This is a genomic window from Chelatococcus reniformis (assembly GCF_014640075.1).
Lineage (GTDB): Bacteria > Pseudomonadota > Alphaproteobacteria > Rhizobiales > Beijerinckiaceae > Camelimonas > Camelimonas reniformis.
In genome coordinates this window covers 23738-39417 of sequence record NZ_BMGG01000011.1, presented here as the reverse complement: position 1 = coordinate 39417, position 15680 = coordinate 23738, and the positions used below count along the sequence as shown (strand labels likewise).

The window sequence follows — 15680 nt, the reverse complement described above, 5'->3', positions numbered from 1 at the left end:
TAGATAAATAGATCGATTTTCGTCGCAACCGAAGATGAAAACTATTCTAATCTAAGAAAGTTCATTTGCATAAACGCTAGGCGTTCCGTATGCAGGCGCGATTTGATGAAGGAGCAGGCATGAGCGCGGCGGACACAAGGCCGGCGTCGCAGGGCGCCGTCGGGCGGCTGTCGCTGATCGCGGCGAGCGTGGGCTTTGGCCAGTCGGCGCTGCTCGCGCTGGTGCCGATCGTGGTCGAGCGGACCGGGCTCGGGCCGTCGGCCATCGGGGCGGTGACCCTCCTGGGCGCCATGGCCTTCCTCGTGGCGGCGCCGCTCTGGGGGCATCTGGGCGCCCGCACCGGCCTGCGCCGCCTGTTCCGGCAACTCGCCGCCCTGATGATTGCCGGTCACGCCCTGCTGGTCGCCGCCGTGTTCCTCGGTCCGCTGCCGACGTTGGCGGCACTCGCGCTGCTGGCGGTCTCGCGCGTCGCCTACAGCGTCGGCGCCGCCGGCGTCATGCCGCATGCGCAGGCGGCGATCGTTCACGGCACCGCGCTCGATCGGCGGCCGGCAGCCCTCTCCCGCCTGAGCGCCGGGCTCGGCGTCGGCCGCGTGCTCGGCTCGCTGGCGGCCGTGGCAGGGGCAGCGGGGGCCGGCGCGCCGTTCCTGCTGATGGCGGTCAGCCCGCTGCTGCTGCTGGGGGCGCCGGATCTCGTCCGGCCTGCGGCCGAGGAGGGGCGCAAGCGGCTGTCCAGCGTCGCCGCCGCCGTGCTGCCGCTGCTGGCCATCGCCTTTCTGCTGACCTTCGGCCTCGGCCAGATTCAGATGGTGCTCGGCCTCTTCCTGCAGCAGCGCTTCGGCCAGAGCGCCGACCAGGCCGCCGCCCTGGCCGGGGTGACCTATGCGTTGGTGGCGGTCGCCATGATCGCCGTGCAGATTCTCGTCGTGCCGCGGCTGGCCTACCGGCCGACCCGCAACATGCAGCTCGGGGTGGCCAGCTTCGCCGCGGGCAGCGCCATCCTCGCGGCAGCTCCGTCGCTCTGGCTGGTGACCGTGGGGGCGGTCCTGGCCGGTGCCGGCATCGCTCTCGCCACGCCGGCCTACACGGCCTCGCTCGCGGCCCGCGTTCCCGCCGCCCAGCAGGCGGGCGCGGCCGGCTGGCTCGCCAGCATCCATGTAATGGGGCAGGGCATCGGCGCGCTTGCCGGGGGGGCGAGCTTCACCCTGTGGCCGCCGCTGCCCTTCGTCGTCTGCGTCGCCGCCGGCTGCATCGCGTGCCTGGTCCTCGCCCTGTCGCGCCGGCCGCAGCCCGCCGCACGTGAGCCGGCCGGTGATACCGGGCCCCAGGACTGACCGATGCAGGGGGCGGCCCGCCATTACGACGCCTCGGCGAGGTAAGGCGCCAGGAACGCCCGCGCGGTGGCCTCGTCCCCGGCCACCGTGAGCGGCATCGACCATAGCCGGCGGAAGGTGTGCGCCATCTGCTCGCTCGCGCCTGGGCGCACCATGGCGAGCGCCCGGCACACCCGGTCGAAACGGCCGCGCGTCGCCTTGAACCACAGCGCCTGCTCCCGCTCGCCTGCCGGCGATAGCTTGCCGCCACCCCCGAAGATCGTCAGCAGGGCGAACGGCGTGTCGTTGCGCCCGATCTCACATAAGGCGTCGAGATAGGCGCGCTCGTCGTCCGGGCCGTAGGGCGGCACGAATTGCAGCGTCACCAGAGGTCCCGCGCGGTCGAGGCGGACCATCAGGCGCGCCCCCGGCTGGTCGCCCTAGCGACGCACGGCCGAGTAGCCGGCAAGGAGATGGGCGAAGATATCGCCTTCGAGACTAGGCAGAACTTCATGTGGCGCTCCAGATATCTGTCCTCGTCCACCGGTCGCAATGCAGATCAAGCCGCGCTCAAGCATTCGACCGGTCGGTCGCCGGCGACCATGTCCAGTTTATAATTATTATAATGTGGGATGTCCGTGCATATACTTCCCTTGGGGCCGGCACGTGCTATGAATATTCGTTGCGCTCATAGGCTAGGGCGCGCGGTGATTTCTTGGACCGGGGCGCATTGGCAAACGGACTCGAGCGAACAGCAACGGGGATCATCCCCGAAGTCGGCGGTGCCGCAGCCGCCGCGGGGCGCAAGCTGACGCCGGTTTGGCTGATCGCCAGCGAGCTTACCCCGGCCGAGCGGGCGCAGCTCGATCTGCGCGTTGCCGGCCGCGCGGCGCGTCGCCTGCGGCTCGGCGCGCCGCAGTCCGAGCCGTTCCCGTCGAAGGCGCTGCTGCGCCTCGATCCGGACATAGGTCTGGCGTCCTGCTTCGGCCCGCCGGAGCGAGTCGACCTGTCGCAGGGCGGCCTGCTGGCGGCTGGCGGCGCGCTGCTGCTGCGGCCGGCCGACGGCACCTTGCGGGTGGAGCGCGAGGCGCGCCGCGTCGTCGTCACGGCGCGCGAGGCGATCCTGCTCACCGAGGCGGCCGCGACGCGGCTGCGGCTGATCGACGTGGCGCGGCTCGACTATTTCGTGCTGCCCGGCCGCTGGCTGACCGCCGAGATGCGCGCCGCCGCCGAGGCGCTGCGCGTCCATCACCGGCAGAACGATGCCCTCCAACTGCTGGGCAGCTATGGCGCGGCGCTGATGCGCGGCCTCATGCCGCTGAACACGCCGGCGCTGCGCGACATGGCCGTGAAATACATGAGCGACCTCGTCGCGATGATGTGCGAGGCGCCCGTCGAGGCGGACACGCGGACCGACGAGGATCGCCCCGCCAGCCGCCTGAACGCGATCAAGGCCGAGATCGAGGCCCGGCTGGGGGAGCGCACCCTGACCGCGGGCCGCATCGCCGAGGTCCATGGCGTGAGCCTGCGCTACCTCCAGAAGCTGTTCGAGGGTGAAGGGCTGACCTTCTCGGAATTCGTACTGGCGCGGCGGCTGGAGCGGGCGATGCATCTGCTGCAATTCCCCGAGGAGGACGGCCGGTCGATCAGCAGCATCGCCTTTGATGTGGGCTTCGGGGACCTGTCCTACTTCAACCGCACCTTTCGCCGGCGCTTCGGCATGGCGCCGCGCGCGGCGCGGGCCAAGTCCCGCGCCGACCGGGTCGCCACCTTGCCAGGCGACCTGCCGATCGCCGCAGCCGGCGCCGCGGGTCAGGCCGGCTTGGCCGCTGCCCCGGGCGATAAGTCAGGGCGGATCGACGGCTGACGCTGCCCGGGCGGCCGCCCCGAGCAGGCCGGCATCGTTGCCGCGCAGGGCGAGCCGCACCTCGCAGTTGCGCGCCAGGAGCGGCCAGGTGAAGCACGGCAGGTGGTGGGCCACCCGCGCGCGAAGCGGCTCGCCGGCGTGCGACACGCCTCCGCCCAGAATGCAGGCCTCCAGGTTGAGCGCGTTGACGAGGGCCCCGCAAGCCTGCGCGATGCGCCGGCAGACCCGGTCGACGGCCTCGGCGGCTGCCGCCTCGCCCGCGGCGGCGCGGGCGAAGATCGCGGCCGCATCGAGGTCGTCGCGGCCGTAGGCGGCCTTGAGCCCGGGCACGGCGGCGAAGGCCTCGAGCGTGCCCGGCAAGCCGGCGTAGTTCACTGGCCCCGCAGCATCGAGCACCATCGCGCCGAGCTCCGGCGGCTCGCCCCGGCTGCCGGTGACGGGCCGGCCGTCGATGACCACGGCCCCGCCGATGCCGGTGCCGATCGTCAACATCACAAAGCGGGCTAGCCCCTGGCCGGCGCCGAACAGGAGCTCCCCCCAAGCCGCGGCGACGCCGTCGTTCTGCGCCACCACGGGGACGCCCAAGCGCTGGCTGAGCGCTTGCGGCAGGGACTGGCCTGCCAGAGCGGGCACATTGTAGGTGCCGTCGACCGAGACACCCGTGGCGGGGTCCACGTAGCCCGGCAGGGCGACACCGACTGGGGCGAGATTGCCACCGGGATGGGCCTGCAGCTCGTCGGCGGCACGGCCCAGATGCTCGACGAAACCGGCAAAGGGCAGGTCGCGCTCGAAGGCGAGCTGCCGCCGGGCAAGGAGTGTGCCGTCACCGGCGACGAGCCCGAGCTTGACCGCCGTGCCGCCGATGTCGATGCCGATGGCGGCGCGGGTCACGGCTGCAAGTCCGTCTTGATGTCGAAGCGATGGGTCAGGCCCGGATAGCGCATGAGATCGGGGTCGCGGCCGCGCCGGAGGCACAGGGCCACCGCCAGATGCTGGAACACGAAGGCGGCCGCGAGGGTGCTCCACGGCGCCGGCAGGTCGCGCGCGGGTGCTGCCTCGACTGGCTCGACGCGCACGCCGAGCGGCGCCATCACCTCCCGCACCCGTTGGGCCTCTGCCTGGGCGGGCGCATCGGTGGCGATCGGCATGCACAGGCTATGCTCGGTCAGGCCATGCAGGCGGCCGTGCAGCATCTCCTCCATGGTGTAGGCCGACGTCGGCAGGCCGGCGATCTCGGCGATCTTGAGGGAGCCCTCCAGCGCGATGCCGTGGCTCGCGCCGTCCCCCGCCACCATGACGTGGTCGGCCGCGTCGAGCCCGGCGGCCAGCGCCCCGGCGCGGCGAGCCGCGGCGGCGAGGGCGGCCATCAAGGCTGTATGGAGCCCCGGCGGCTCGGGCACCGGCGCGCCGAGCCGGGCGGCGAGCGCGAAGAGCGCCGCGCAGGATGCCGCGTAGCCCTTCGTCTTCGGCCCGATGGTCTCGGCGCCGATCGGCAGGAGGAGGGTCGGCAGCGCGAGCCTCGCCGCGTCGCTGTCGCCGTTGGCCGTGATCACGAGGATGCGCGCGCCCGCGTCGGCCGCCGCGCGCGCAGCGGCGATGCTGGTGGCGCTCGCCCCGGTCTGCGTCAGCACCACCACGAGCGCTGCCTTGGCATTCGGCAGGCGCCGTCGCGCCAGGAACGGTGTCGCTCCCATCGCTTCGGCCGTTAAGCTGTCCGCGGCGCCGACGAAGGCGGCGGCCGCCGTGGCGGCGTTGAGCGACGAACCCGAGCCGACGAGTGTGACGTGCTCGATGCCGGTGAAGTCGTGTGCCTCGAGCAGCGGGCCGATCGCCCGGACGGTCTCGATCACGGCCGACGGCTGCTCGTTTATGAAGCGGCTGATCTCCATGCGCGTCCCTCTCGTCCTGCGACGATGGTTGTAGCGCGGGATGGGCGAACCGCTAGAGTATTTCCGCGTTTCTTCGAATCGCCGAAATACTCTATCTGTTTGATTTATCGCGTTTTCTTAACGCGAACCGGCGTCCAATTCGCTCGAGAACGCTCTACGTTGACCCCGACGGGGCAACGGGGATGGCACTCCGGCCGCTCAGGCGGCGCGGTGCCGCGCGAACAGCGCGTTGAGCTCCGCGTGCGGCAACTGGCCCTCCGCGAACGAGATCGTGCCCTCATCGCGCAGTTCATCGGCGGCGCGGCGCACGAAGCCGAGCGCGGCGCGCGCGATGCTGCCGCCCAGGCTGATGCGCTGCGCCCCGGCCATGATCCAGTCGCGGGCGTTGCCCGCGGCGTTGCCGAGGCCCATGACCATGTTCAACGGCCCGTCGATCTCGCGGGCCAACAAGTCGATCGTCGGCAGGTCGGAAACGCCGGGAGCGAACAGGCAATCGGCGCCAGCCTCGCGAAGCCGGTTGGCGCGATCGATGGCTTCGGCGACGCCGCCTTTCGACCATTGGATCGCATCGGTGCGGGCAGTGAGCACGAACGCCGACCCCATCGCATCGATGCTCTCGCGTGCGGCGACGATGCGCTCGACGGCCAGCGCCTCGTCGTAGAGGACGGGCGCGAGCGGCTTCTTGTCCTCTATGTTGCCGCCGGCGAGCCCGGCCTCGATGGCCATGCGGACGGTCGCTGCGACGTCTTCCGGGCGATCGCCGAAGCCCGCTTCCAGGTCGCCGTTCACGGGCAGGGGGACCGCCGCCGCGATGTCGCGCATGCGGACGAGCATCGCCTCGCGCGACACGGCAAGGCTCGCGTTGTCGACGGCATAGTCCTGCCGGCCCAGTGAAAAGGCGATGCCGGCACTGGTCGTGCCGATCGCCGCGAACCCCGCGGCCGCGAGAATGAGCGCGCTCCCGGCGTCCCAGGCGTTGGGCATGACGAAGCCGGGGTTGGCGGCGTGCAGCGCCGCGAAAGCGGCAGGACGGGATGTGGCGGGCATTAGCGGTTTCCGTTCCAGAGAGATGATCCGGATGCAGGCTAGGTATTGCCTGGGCATCAGTCGAATTGATAGTGCTGATCATCTCGATCCGTTTCTTGCATGATGCCATGGACACCGACTCGCTCCGCACCTTCCTCGCCATCCATCGGACCGGCGGCTTCTCCAGCGCAGCGGAGCGGCTCGGTCGCTCGCAGCCGGCAATCAGCCGCCGCATCGCCTTGCTCGAGGAGGAACTCGGGGCGCCGCTGTTCGACCGCGCCGCCGGCGGCGTCGTCCTCAGCCAGGCCGGCCACGTCTTGCTGCCCCTGGCTCAGCGCGCCCTCGCGGCCATCGAGGACTGTCGCGCCGCCGTCGTCGCCCTGCGAGCCGGCCAGACCGGTCCGCTGGCGCTCGCCGCAGTGGGCACGCTCGCCGGCGCCGGCCTGACGCCGGCGCTCAGGCGCTTCTCGCAGGCTCACGCGGGCGTCGCCCTGACGCTGCGCACGGCCGCCAGCAGCGAGGTCAGCGAGCTCGTGCGCAGCGGCGAGGCGACCATCGGGCTGCGCTATCATCGCGACCGCTCCGGTGATCTCGACTGTCTGGAGCTTGCCGGCGAGCGCTTGCTCATCGCCTGCGCCGCCGACCATCCTCTCGCCGGGCGGACCGTGCCGTCGCTGGCCAGCCTCGCCGACGAGCACTGGCTTGCCTTTCCCCCGACGGGCAGGGCCCGCGAGGCCGTGGCCGACAGCCTCTCCGCCCTGTTCCTGGCACATGGTGTCGCCGATCTCAGGTGGAGTGCCGTCGACAGCCTCACTGCGCAAAAGCGCCTGGCCGAGGCGGGATATGGTCTGGCGATGCTGCCGGGGGGCGCAATCGACGAGGAGCGTGCGGCCGGGAGCCTGGCCGTGATCGATGTCGCGGGCCTGACGCTCGCCAATCCGGTTTATGTCGTCACCCGGCGCCAGGGTTATCTCAGCCCCGCGGCCACCGCGCTGATCGCGTTGCTCCGCGAGACATCGGGCGACCCGCCGCGGCCGCCGTCGGACTGAAGTTCGCTGCGGCTGCCGGATGCGCGGTGCGGCGAGGGGTTGTAGGCTCGCCGCGCAAACTGCCGGGACGGGGCCTCCCGCGCGGCAGCCGCCAACGGGGAGGATAGACAATGGCGCTCGAACAGGTTCGCTACGAGGTCGATCAGCATGTGGCCACCGTCACGCTCGACCGACCGGAGAAGCTGAACGCCTGGACGCGCCGCATGTCGGAGGACCTGCGCGAGGCCATGCGGCAGGCCGACGACGACCCATCGGTCCGCGTCATCATCTTCACCGGCGCCGGGCGCGGCTTCTGCGCTGGCGGCGACATGGGGTTGCTGAGCGACATCGGCGCCGACCGTGATCGCCACGCGGTGCCGCCGGCCGGGGCCTTCGATCCGCGCGGGCCCGTCGACTTCCACGGGCCCGACAGCTACTTCCCGTCGATCAGCAAGCCCATCATCTGCGCGCTCAACGGGGTGGCCGCGGGCATCGGGCTGGTCTACCCGCTGTACTGCGACCTGCGCTTTGCCGCGAGCGAGGCCTATTTCTTCACCGCCTTCGCCCAGCGCGGCGCCGTCGCCGAGCACGGCATGAGCTGGCTGCTGCCGCGCCTCGTCGGCCTGCCCAACGCCTTCGACCTGCTCTACTCGGCCCGGCGCATCGACGCCGCCGAGGCGCTACGCATGGGCCTCGTCAACCGCGTCGTGCCGAGCGCCGAGCTGATGAGCGAGACCAGGGCCTACGCCCAACTGCTCGCCACCCAGGTGTCGCCGCGCTCGCTCAAGGTCATCAAGCGCCAGCTCTGGGACGACCAGATGCGCGGTCTCGGGCCGGCGGTGGCGGTGTCGCAGGCGGAGATGGCCCTGAGCTTCCTCAGCGACGATTTCCGGGAGGGGATCAGCCACTTCGTCGAGCGGCGCGCACCGCGATTCACCGGGGAATGAGCGGCCCTGAGCCACAGGGCATTCAGGGGCGTTTGCGCCCCTTCCCCGCAGGCTTGCCCCCGAACTTGTTCGGGTGAGCGCGCGGGGGGCGACCGGGCGAATGCGGCTCGCGCGGGCCCCCATCAGCGGGCTTGCCCTGCGCCGGCTTGTCGCGGAACGATTTGCCGGAGGCGGGTCTGTCCTTCTGCCCGTCTCGCGGTGGCCGCCCACGACCCGGACGCTCTGGGCGGCTCGGTCGTGGACCGCCGGGGAGCGGTTCTATGGCCACGTTGGAGCCGTCCGGCGTGCGCAGCGCCTCACTGAAGCGGTCCAGCGCGGCGGCGGCGACCTCGAACGCGCTCTCGTCGTCGAAGATGCGGATGGCGCCGATGTCGTCGCGCGTCAGGTTCCCACGCCGGCAGATGAGGGGCAGCAGCCAGCGCGGGTCGGCCCGGTGGCGACGGCCGATATTGAGACGGAACCAGGTGCCGCCCCCAGCCCCCGACGGTCCGCCGAAGCCGCGGCCGGTGGCGCGCTCGCGCGGGCTGCGCGCCTCGCCGGGATCGGCAACCTCCTCCGGTGCGGGAAGGGCGGCGCGATAGTGGCGTACGAGCGCCGCGACCAGGTGCTCGGCCGGATGCTGTTCGAGCAGCGTGCGGGCAACGGCGATATCGTCCTCGCTGGCCTCGTCGGTCAGAAGCGGGTCGCGCAGCATGCGCTCGTGGTCGAGCTTGCGGATGTCGTCGGCCGTCGGCGGCCCCGACCACGTCGGCGTCACGCCCAGGCTCCCCAGCATGTCTTCCGTGCGGCGCCGGCGAAATGGCGGCACCAGCAGCACGCTGACGCCCTTGCGGCCCGCCCGTCCGGTGCGGCCGCTGCGGTGTTGAAGGCTTTCGGCATCGTTCGGCAGGTCGGCGTGGATGACGAGGCCGAGGCTCGGCAGGTCGATGCCGCGCGCTGCGACGTCGGTCGCGACGCACACCCGCGCCCGGCCGTCGCGGAGCGATTGAAGCGCGGCGTTCCGTTCGTTCTGGCTGAGCTCACCGGAGAGCGCGACCGCTGAAAACTGCCGCTCCTGAAGCGTCGCGAGCATGTGCCGGACCGTCTCGCGCGTGTTGCAGAAGACGATGGCGCTCGCGGCATCGTAGAAGCGCAGCACGTTGACGACGGCGTGCTCGATTTCCTTCGGCGCGACGCGGATGGCGCGGTACTCGATATCGGCGTGTCCGCCTTCGGCACCCGTCACCTCGATGCGCAGCGCGTCGCGCTGGTAGCGCTTGGCGAGGGCGGTGATGCCGCGCGGCAGCGTCGCGGAGAACAGGAGGCTGCGCCGCTCCGGCGGCGTGGCGTCGAGAATGAACTGGAGATCCTCGCGAAAGCCCAGGTCGAGCATCTCGTCGGCCTCGTCGAGCACGGCCACCTGCACGGCGGAGGTGTCGAGACGGCCCCGCTCCAGATGGTCGCGCAGGCGTCCGGGCGTGCCGACGACGATGTGCGCGCCCCGGCTGAGCTGGCGCTGCTCCGCGCGCGGGTCCATGCCGCCGACGCAGGAGACCACGTTTGCGCCCGTCGCCGCATAGAGCCACTCGAACTCGCGTTGTACCTGGAGCGCCAGTTCGCGGGTGGGAGCCACGACGAGCGCCTGCGGCGCGGCCGCAGGTCCGAAGCCCTCGTCGTTGCCCAGCAGGGTCTCCGCCATGGCGAGGCCATACGCCACCGTCTTGCCCGAGCCGGTCTGGGCGGACACCAGCAGGTCACGCCCCGATGTCTCGGGGGCCGACACCGCGAGCTGTACCGCCGTCGGCTCGGTGTAGCCTCGCTCCGCCAAAGCACGGGCGAGCGCCGGGTTCGTCGTCATGATGGGCACGGCCGGCTCCGTATGGGTCGCAATGTCGTCAGGCGTCGAACGGGAGCCATCGGAAGGGGAGGGGGACCCTTAGTCGAAAAGGCCCCGTGATTCCATCGCTGCCGCCGCGAAATCCAATGGCGCCCTCTCGGCCCGGCGCCAATGGCCGCCCTTGTCGAGGGCGTGCATCCCCCTCAGCGGCCGCAACGACGAATATCAGCGCTGGCCTGCGGCAAATGCGATGTGCTGCAGCCTTGCCGCGGGTCAAGCCGACGCGGCAACTGCCGCGGGCGTGCGTGAGAGGCTCGCGGCGCGCGCTGAGCGTGGGGCTTGGGAAGCGGGCTGGCGGGGTAGGACATGGCCCGAAGAAAGGGATCCCGAAGAATGGCATTTGCGGATATCGAGACGGTGATGCCGCCGCCGACCGCGGCCATCGAGGCCGCGCCGGCGGACTGGCTTCGCGTGGAGACAGAGCTTGGGACAGCTCTCCCCTCCGACTACAAGGCCTACATAGAGGCTTACGGGTCGGGGCGGATCGCGGACTTCATCTGGATCTTCAATCCCTTCACCAAGCGCGAGAATATTAACCTGCTCACGCAGGTACCGCGCCAGATCAACGTACTGCGCGAGTTGGCCGACGGTGGGGCGCCGCAGCCGTTCCCGCTTTTTCCGGCGCCGGCGGGGCTCCTTCCGGTCGGAATGACCGACAATGGCGATGTCATCCTATGGCTGACCGTGGGTTCGCCCGACGAATGGACGGTCGTCATCAACGACTCGCGCAGCCCTGAATACGCAGCCCATCGGCGCGATCTGACAGGGTTCCTGGCCGGTGTGCTCACGGGCCAGGAACCCTGTCCGATCTTCCCGGATTCGTTCCCGCACTCGGCCGTCGCCTTCGCGCCTCGCTAGAGTATTTTGCCATTGGATCAGGCCATCCAATGGCAGAGAAATGCTCATCGTCTTTGAATCTGGAGCGCTTCTCAGCGATTGGGTGATTGCACCCAATCGCGAAGCGATCTAGCGGCGAGTTCGTGCCGAGGCATGGCGCGAGGTGACCGGGCCGACGATGTCCCGCATATCCCGTTCGATCGGCGCCGCCGTTGGCGGGGACCGTTGTGCCGAGGCTTGTGGCGACCTCAAGCTGCGCGCTGAGCCGGGTCGGATTGGATCGCTGGGGACCCTATCGCCGCCGTCCATCCTGGAATGACGGTGACAGTTTACTAAATGGAGGGCCGACCGATGTGGAGTGCACCCTTCAAGTGAGACACTCGATTTGAGTGACATGGGCGTGTGTTTGCGGGCTCAGTGGGCTGATGCTTTGCGCGGTCGGCCTCGAATTCGGTTGGAGGTTTCACTTAAAAATCGAGTGTCTCACTTGAAGGGTGCACTCCAGCCCGAAGCTGATACCGGCCGAGGATGCACATCCAGATCGGCGAGCGCATTGCCATGAGCTATCTGCTCAAGCCCTTCACCGACCAGGTTGCCGGCACCTTCACGGAAGATTAGTCGCCGCAGCTCGCCAGGCAGTCCAGCAGCTGGTCCGCGTCGATCGGCTTGCTCATGAAGGCGCTGGCACCGCCGCTCATGGCCCGGCGTTGGGCGCTCTGGGTCTCGTAAGCGGTCACCACGATCACCGGGAACGTGCAGTGCAGGGCGCGCACGCGCTCGAGCAGCTCCAGGCCGGTCATGCCGGGCATCTGCACGTCGGTGATCAGGCAGCGAGTCGAGTGCAGCTCGGCAGAGTCCAGAAACTCCTGGGCCGATGCGAAGGTCCGCGCCTCCGCGCCGACCGAGCGCACGAGGCTCGCGGTCGCCGAGCGGACGTCGAGATCGTCGTCCACGATCGACACGATGGCGGGATAGGACAACCGGGGTGCCTTCTGCTGAGCGCCGTTGGGTCGCGCGCCGAATACCCTGCGAATCTGGCGGACGGTGGCAGGCGCGGCAACTCATATGATGGTTTTAGACGGGAGCGGAACGGGCTCGCCTCAGCGGCCCCGGCCAAGCTCCTCCCTGAGCAAGCCGCGCCGCCCTAACCCCCGGTGGTGGCGCCATACCGCGCCGCCGAGGTCTCGCGGGCGCCCAGCGCCTCGGCCATGCGCACGAGATCGGCGAGGGACTGCGCCTGCATCTTCCGCATCAGGTTGCCGCGGTGGATCTTGACGGTGATCTCGCTGAGGCCGAGCCGGCCGGCGATCTGCTTGTTCATCAGCCCCGCCGTCACAAGCGCCATCACCTCGCGCTCGCGCGGCGTCAGCGAGGCGTAGGAGCTGCGCAGGCCGTCGCCCCGGCGGCTTGCCGCCCGGCGCTCGGCGCTGCGCGCCAGCGCCTCGGCCACCGCCGCCAGCATGTCGTCGTCGGCGAAGGGCTTGGCCAGAAAGTTCACGGCGCCGGCCTTCATGCCCCGCACCGTCATGGGGATATCGCCGTAGCCGGTCATGAGGATCACTGGCACGGCATTGTCGCTCGCCAGCAGCTCCTGCTGGAAGTCGAGGCCATTGGCACCCCTGAGGCGGATGTCGAGGATCAGGCAGCCGGCGCCGTCGCTCTCGTCGGCGGCCAGGAAGGCCTCCGGCGTCTCGAAGCAGTGGACGGTGAAGCCGGCCGAGCGCAGCAGGCTGTCGAGCGCCTGCCGCACGCCCTCGTCGTCGTCGATCACGCACACGCACGTCTCGTGCTGGCTCTCGCTCATGGTTTTGCATCCCCGGATGCGGCGCCGTCGCCGCCGGCCGGCGGCAGCACGAAGCCGACGCGGGCGCCGCCGCCGTCGCGGTTGGCGGCCGAGATGCGGCCGCCGTGCGCCTCGATGATAGACCGGCAGATCGAAAGGCCGATACCCATGCCGTTGGCCTTGGTGGTGAAGAAGGGCGCGAAGATGGCCTGCGGGTCGCCCTCGGGAATGCCCGGGCCGTTGTCGCTGACGAACACGCCGAGCATTCCATCCTGCGCCGCGTGGACCTCGACGGCGAGCTGGCGCCGGTCCGGCTGGGTGCGCTCCATGGCCTGGATGGCGTTGAGCAGCAGATTGACGATGACCTGCTGGATCTGGACGCGGTCGCCCAGCGCTGCCGCGAGGTGCCGGTCGGCGTCGAGCGCCGCGCTGACCCCGGCGGTGGCGAGCTCCCGGCGCACCAGCGCGAGGGACGCGTCGGCGAGCTCGGGGAGGGCGAGGCGCTCGATTTCGGCCTCGGCCTTCGTGGTCTGTGCCCGGATCCGCTTCACCACCTCGAGCGCGCGCCGGCCGTTGCTCACGATGTTGTCGAGGCAGGCCGCCGTCTCGGGTGCCTCGGTCGCCTCGCGCGCCAGCCAGCGCTTGCCCGACTGGCCGAAGGTGATGATGGCGGCCAGCGGCTGATTGACCTCGTGGGCAATCGAGGCGGTGAGCTCGCCCAGGGTCATCACGCGGGTGGCATGGGCGAGCTCCGCCAGCGTCTCGTCCAGGCGCCGCTGGGCGCGATTGCGCGCGGTCACATCGACGGCCGAGACGAGCACGCGGTCCCACGGGGCCGCCTCGCTCGACACGGTGGCGCGCAGGATGACCTCGATGCGCCGTCCATCCAGGGTCTGGAACTCGGTCTCCTGATCCACCGTGGGAGCCCCGTCCACGAGGGCCGCCACCGCGCGGATGAACGAGGCTTCGCTCCGCGGCGTGAACAGGCGCAGCAGCTTGGGTCCGAGCAGGTCGGCCTTGTCCGTCGTGCCGAGCAGGGCGAGGCCGGCGCTGTTGACGTCCGTGGTGGCAGTCTGGGCGCCCAATTCGCCGACGAGAGCCGGCTCGGCCCGCGCGCGTTCGTCGACCGCGCCGCCCGTGCGCAGGCCAAGGCGCTGCAGTGCGGCGTAGACTCCCGACCAGTCCATCGCCCAGATGGCGACGCCGGCCGCCTCGAAGATATGGCCGTAGCGCTGCTCCGCCCTGGCGGCCGCAGCGCCCGCCCGGCGTTTCTCGGTGATGTCGGTGCTGATCTCGACGATCTCGAGGGCCCGGGTCGGGCGGTCCTCGCGCAGCGACCAGTGGCTCTCGAGCAGGATCTGCGCGCCGTCCCGGCGCGTGCGCACCAACTCCCCGGCCCAGCGCCCCTCGGCACGCAGGGTCGCCATCACCTCCGCCTCCGGTATCGACAGGGCCGTCTTCAGCAGCTTGCGGCAATCGGCGCCGAGCGCTTCGGCCCGGGAGTAGCCGTAGAGCCGCTCAGCCCCGCTGTTCCAGTAGCGGATGCGGCCCGAGATGTCGCGGATGACCACCGTCTCGTGGGCGAGGTCGAGGAGCTCGGCGTGCTTCACCAGCACGGACTGGGCCGACCAGGTGCGCAGGGCCAACACTGTCGTGATGGCGATGGCGACCAGCCCGGCGGCGAGGCGCAGCAGGCTCGCGTCGATCGGATGCTCGGCGTGGGGGATGAGATAGCCTGCGATCGCCAGCGCCGCCGCCGTCGCGCCCGCGGCCGCCACGCCGCGCGGGCTCAGCACGTCGGCGACCAGGAGGATGGTTCCGGCGTAGAGCACCGACACGGCGCCGGGCACCTCCGTCGCCGTGTCGATCCAGAAGATGACGGCGGCGAGCGCGATCGCGCCTGCGATGCGCCACCTCGACCCCTGCCAACCACCAGTCATGCGCGAGGATGCCTCCATGCCGGCTGCCGGCGTCGAAACGACTTCGCCTCCCCCGTTACACGCGGACACGCCCCGCGTCTTCCGCGAAGTCGGCGAGCCGCGCGGCCCGGATGGGCGCGCCCAGGCGTAGCGCGTGGGCGGCTGCGTTGAATCATACCTAGGTTTATACGCCCGCGACCTGGACCATACCTGCGTATACTACGCGTGTCAGGCGAATCCGGTGTTGATGAGAGCAGTCGCCGCCGGCAATCGCTGCTGAATACTTTCGGCGGCCGCCGCCCGCAAGCCCGGGGCGCCCACCCTTGCCGTTCATCCGACAACCGGAGACTGCCATGAGCATCCTTACAGTCAGCGACGGGACCAGGATCTTCTACAAGGACTGGGGGCAGGGGACGCCCGTGGTGTTCTCGCACGGCTGGCCCCTGTCCGCCGACGCCTGGGACAGCCAGATGCAGTTCCTGGCCGCGCACGGCTACCGCGCCATCGCCCACGACCGGCGCAGCCACGGCCGCTCCGACCAGACCTGGGACGGCAACGACATGGACACCTACGCCGCCGACCTGGCGCAACTGCTCGACCATCTCGACGTCAAGGGCGCCATGCTCGTCGGCCATTCCACCGGCGGCGGCGAGGTGGCGCGCTATATCGGCCGCTATGGCACCGGCCGTGTCGCCAAGGCGGTGCTGGTCTCGTCCGTGCCGCCGCTGATGCTCAAGACGCCGGCCAATCCGGAGGGGACGCCGATCGAGGCCTTCGACGGCATCCGAAAGAGCGTGCTGGGCAACCGCGGCCAGTTCTACCTCGACCTGACCACGCCGTTCTACGGCTACGGCCGTCCGGGCGCCAAGGCCTCCGACGGGGTGCGCCAGTCGTTCTGGCTGCAGGGCATGATGGGCGGCATCAAGGGCCAGTACGACTGCATCAGAGAGTTCTCCGAGGTGGATTATACCGAGGACCTCAAGGCCATGACGGTGCCCGTGCTCGTCATCCACGGCGACGACGACCAGATCGTGCCGATCCGCGCAGCCGGCGAGAAATCCGCGCGCATCGCGCCGCACGCTCGGCTCAAGGTCTATCCGGGAGCGCCGCACGGGCTGCCGACCACCCACCAGGACGATCTCAACGCCGATCTGCTCGCGTTCCTGCGCAGCTAGGCGGCGCCGCAACGTTCTTC

General features: G+C 70.4%; 14 protein-coding genes. 6 read left to right on the top strand and 8 right to left on the bottom strand.

The window, feature by feature from the left end:
* The first annotated feature begins 119 nt into the window (after positions 1-119).
* On the top strand, positions 120-1334 hold the full coding sequence (locus IEW34_RS26440; protein WP_188612243.1) for an MFS transporter: 1215 nt from the start codon (positions 120-122) through the stop codon (positions 1332-1334).
* Between the two features lie 23 nt (positions 1335-1357).
* Here the strand turns inward: IEW34_RS26440 and IEW34_RS26435 are convergent, their stop codons facing one another.
* Entirely contained in the window at positions 1358-1729 is a 372-nt protein-coding gene (locus tag IEW34_RS26435; RefSeq protein ID WP_188612242.1) for a hypothetical protein, read from the bottom strand.
* Positions 1730-2043: 314 nt separating this feature from the next.
* On the opposite strand from IEW34_RS26435, the gene IEW34_RS26430 reads away from it, so the two are divergent.
* A complete protein-coding gene (locus IEW34_RS26430; protein WP_188612241.1) occupies positions 2044-3180 on the top strand; it encodes a helix-turn-helix transcriptional regulator in 1137 nt (378 codons plus the stop codon).
* Here IEW34_RS26430 and IEW34_RS26425 read toward each other — a convergent pair.
* From IEW34_RS26425 to IEW34_RS26415, 3 genes are all read right to left on the bottom strand, one after another.
* Positions 3160-4071, bottom strand: coding sequence for an ROK family protein (locus IEW34_RS26425; RefSeq protein WP_188612240.1), 912 nt, complete (start codon positions 4069-4071; stop codon positions 3160-3162). The two genes, IEW34_RS26430 and IEW34_RS26425, sit on opposite strands and share 21 nt — an antisense overlap.
* Entirely contained in the window at positions 4068-5030 is a 963-nt protein-coding gene (locus tag IEW34_RS26420) for an SIS domain-containing protein (RefSeq protein WP_210324596.1), read from the bottom strand. Before IEW34_RS26420 ends, IEW34_RS26425 begins: the two co-directional genes overlap by 4 nt.
* A 237-nt stretch (positions 5031-5267) precedes the next feature.
* Positions 5268-6116: an isocitrate lyase/PEP mutase family protein gene (locus IEW34_RS26415; protein ID WP_188612238.1), complete on the bottom strand. Its 849-nt coding sequence runs from the start codon at positions 6114-6116 to the stop codon at positions 5268-5270.
* A 107-nt stretch (positions 6117-6223) separates the two neighbouring features.
* Between IEW34_RS26415 and IEW34_RS26410 the strand changes: the two genes are divergently transcribed.
* Both IEW34_RS26410 and IEW34_RS26405 read left to right on the top strand, forming a co-directional pair.
* A complete protein-coding gene (locus IEW34_RS26410; RefSeq protein WP_188612237.1) occupies positions 6224-7144 on the top strand; it encodes a LysR family transcriptional regulator in 921 nt (306 codons plus the stop codon).
* Between the two features lie 110 nt (positions 7145-7254).
* Entirely contained in the window at positions 7255-8070 is an 816-nt protein-coding gene (locus IEW34_RS26405; protein WP_188612236.1) for an enoyl-CoA hydratase, read from the top strand.
* Positions 8071-8092: 22 nt separating this feature from the next.
* Here IEW34_RS26405 and IEW34_RS26400 read toward each other — a convergent pair whose 3' ends face one another.
* Complete coding sequence (locus IEW34_RS26400) at positions 8093-9907, bottom strand: DEAD/DEAH box helicase (protein WP_188612491.1); 1815 nt, start codon at positions 9905-9907, stop codon at positions 8093-8095.
* Positions 9908-10279: 372 nt separating this feature from the next.
* On the opposite strand from IEW34_RS26400, the gene IEW34_RS26395 reads away from it, so the two are divergent.
* A complete protein-coding gene (locus tag IEW34_RS26395; protein WP_210324595.1) occupies positions 10280-10804 on the top strand; it encodes an SMI1/KNR4 family protein in 525 nt (174 codons plus the stop codon).
* 593 nt (positions 10805-11397) lie between these two features.
* Here the strand turns inward: IEW34_RS26395 and IEW34_RS26390 are convergent.
* The 3 genes from IEW34_RS26390 to IEW34_RS26380 all read right to left on the bottom strand — a co-directional run bounded on the left by IEW34_RS26390 (position 11398) and on the right by IEW34_RS26380 (position 14506).
* On the bottom strand, positions 11398-11763 hold the full coding sequence (locus tag IEW34_RS26390) for a response regulator transcription factor (RefSeq protein ID WP_244642239.1): 366 nt from the start codon (positions 11761-11763) through the stop codon (positions 11398-11400).
* Between the two features lie 164 nt (positions 11764-11927).
* Positions 11928-12587 (bottom strand): response regulator transcription factor, encoded by a 660-nt coding sequence (locus IEW34_RS26385; protein ID WP_188612234.1) that lies wholly within the window; start codon positions 12585-12587, stop codon positions 11928-11930.
* A complete protein-coding gene (locus tag IEW34_RS26380; protein WP_188612233.1) occupies positions 12584-14506 on the bottom strand; it encodes a PAS domain-containing sensor histidine kinase in 1923 nt (640 codons plus the stop codon). The genes IEW34_RS26385 and IEW34_RS26380 overlap by 4 nt, the downstream gene beginning before the upstream one ends.
* Positions 14507-14838: 332 nt before the next feature.
* Here IEW34_RS26380 and IEW34_RS26375 point away from each other — a divergent pair, with 332 nt between their 5' ends.
* Complete coding sequence (locus IEW34_RS26375; protein WP_188612232.1) at positions 14839-15660, top strand: alpha/beta fold hydrolase; 822 nt, start codon at positions 14839-14841, stop codon at positions 15658-15660.
* Positions 15661-15680: the final 20 nt, after the last annotated feature.

Coding starts and splice junctions, on each gene's coding strand:
- IEW34_RS26440 (WP_188612243.1), top strand. CDS start 120: ATGAGCGCGGCGGACACAAGGCCGGCGTCGCAGGGCGCCGTCGGGCGG.
- IEW34_RS26435 (WP_188612242.1), bottom strand. CDS start 1,729: ATGGTCCGCCTCGACCGCGCGGGACCTCTGGTGACGCTGCAATTCGTG.
- IEW34_RS26415 (WP_188612238.1), bottom strand. CDS start 6,116: ATGCCCGCCACATCCCGTCCTGCCGCTTTCGCGGCGCTGCACGCCGCC.
- IEW34_RS26410 (WP_188612237.1), top strand. CDS start 6,224: ATGGACACCGACTCGCTCCGCACCTTCCTCGCCATCCATCGGACCGGC.
- IEW34_RS26405 (WP_188612236.1), top strand. CDS start 7,255: ATGGCGCTCGAACAGGTTCGCTACGAGGTCGATCAGCATGTGGCCACC.
- IEW34_RS26400 (WP_188612491.1), bottom strand. CDS start 9,907: ATGACGACGAACCCGGCGCTCGCCCGTGCTTTGGCGGAGCGAGGCTAC.
- IEW34_RS26395 (WP_210324595.1), top strand. CDS start 10,280: ATGGCATTTGCGGATATCGAGACGGTGATGCCGCCGCCGACCGCGGCC.
- IEW34_RS26385 (WP_188612234.1), bottom strand. CDS start 12,587: ATGAGCGAGAGCCAGCACGAGACGTGCGTGTGCGTGATCGACGACGAC.
- IEW34_RS26380 (WP_188612233.1), bottom strand. CDS start 14,506: ATGACTGGTGGTTGGCAGGGGTCGAGGTGGCGCATCGCAGGCGCGATC.
- IEW34_RS26375 (WP_188612232.1), top strand. CDS start 14,839: ATGAGCATCCTTACAGTCAGCGACGGGACCAGGATCTTCTACAAGGAC.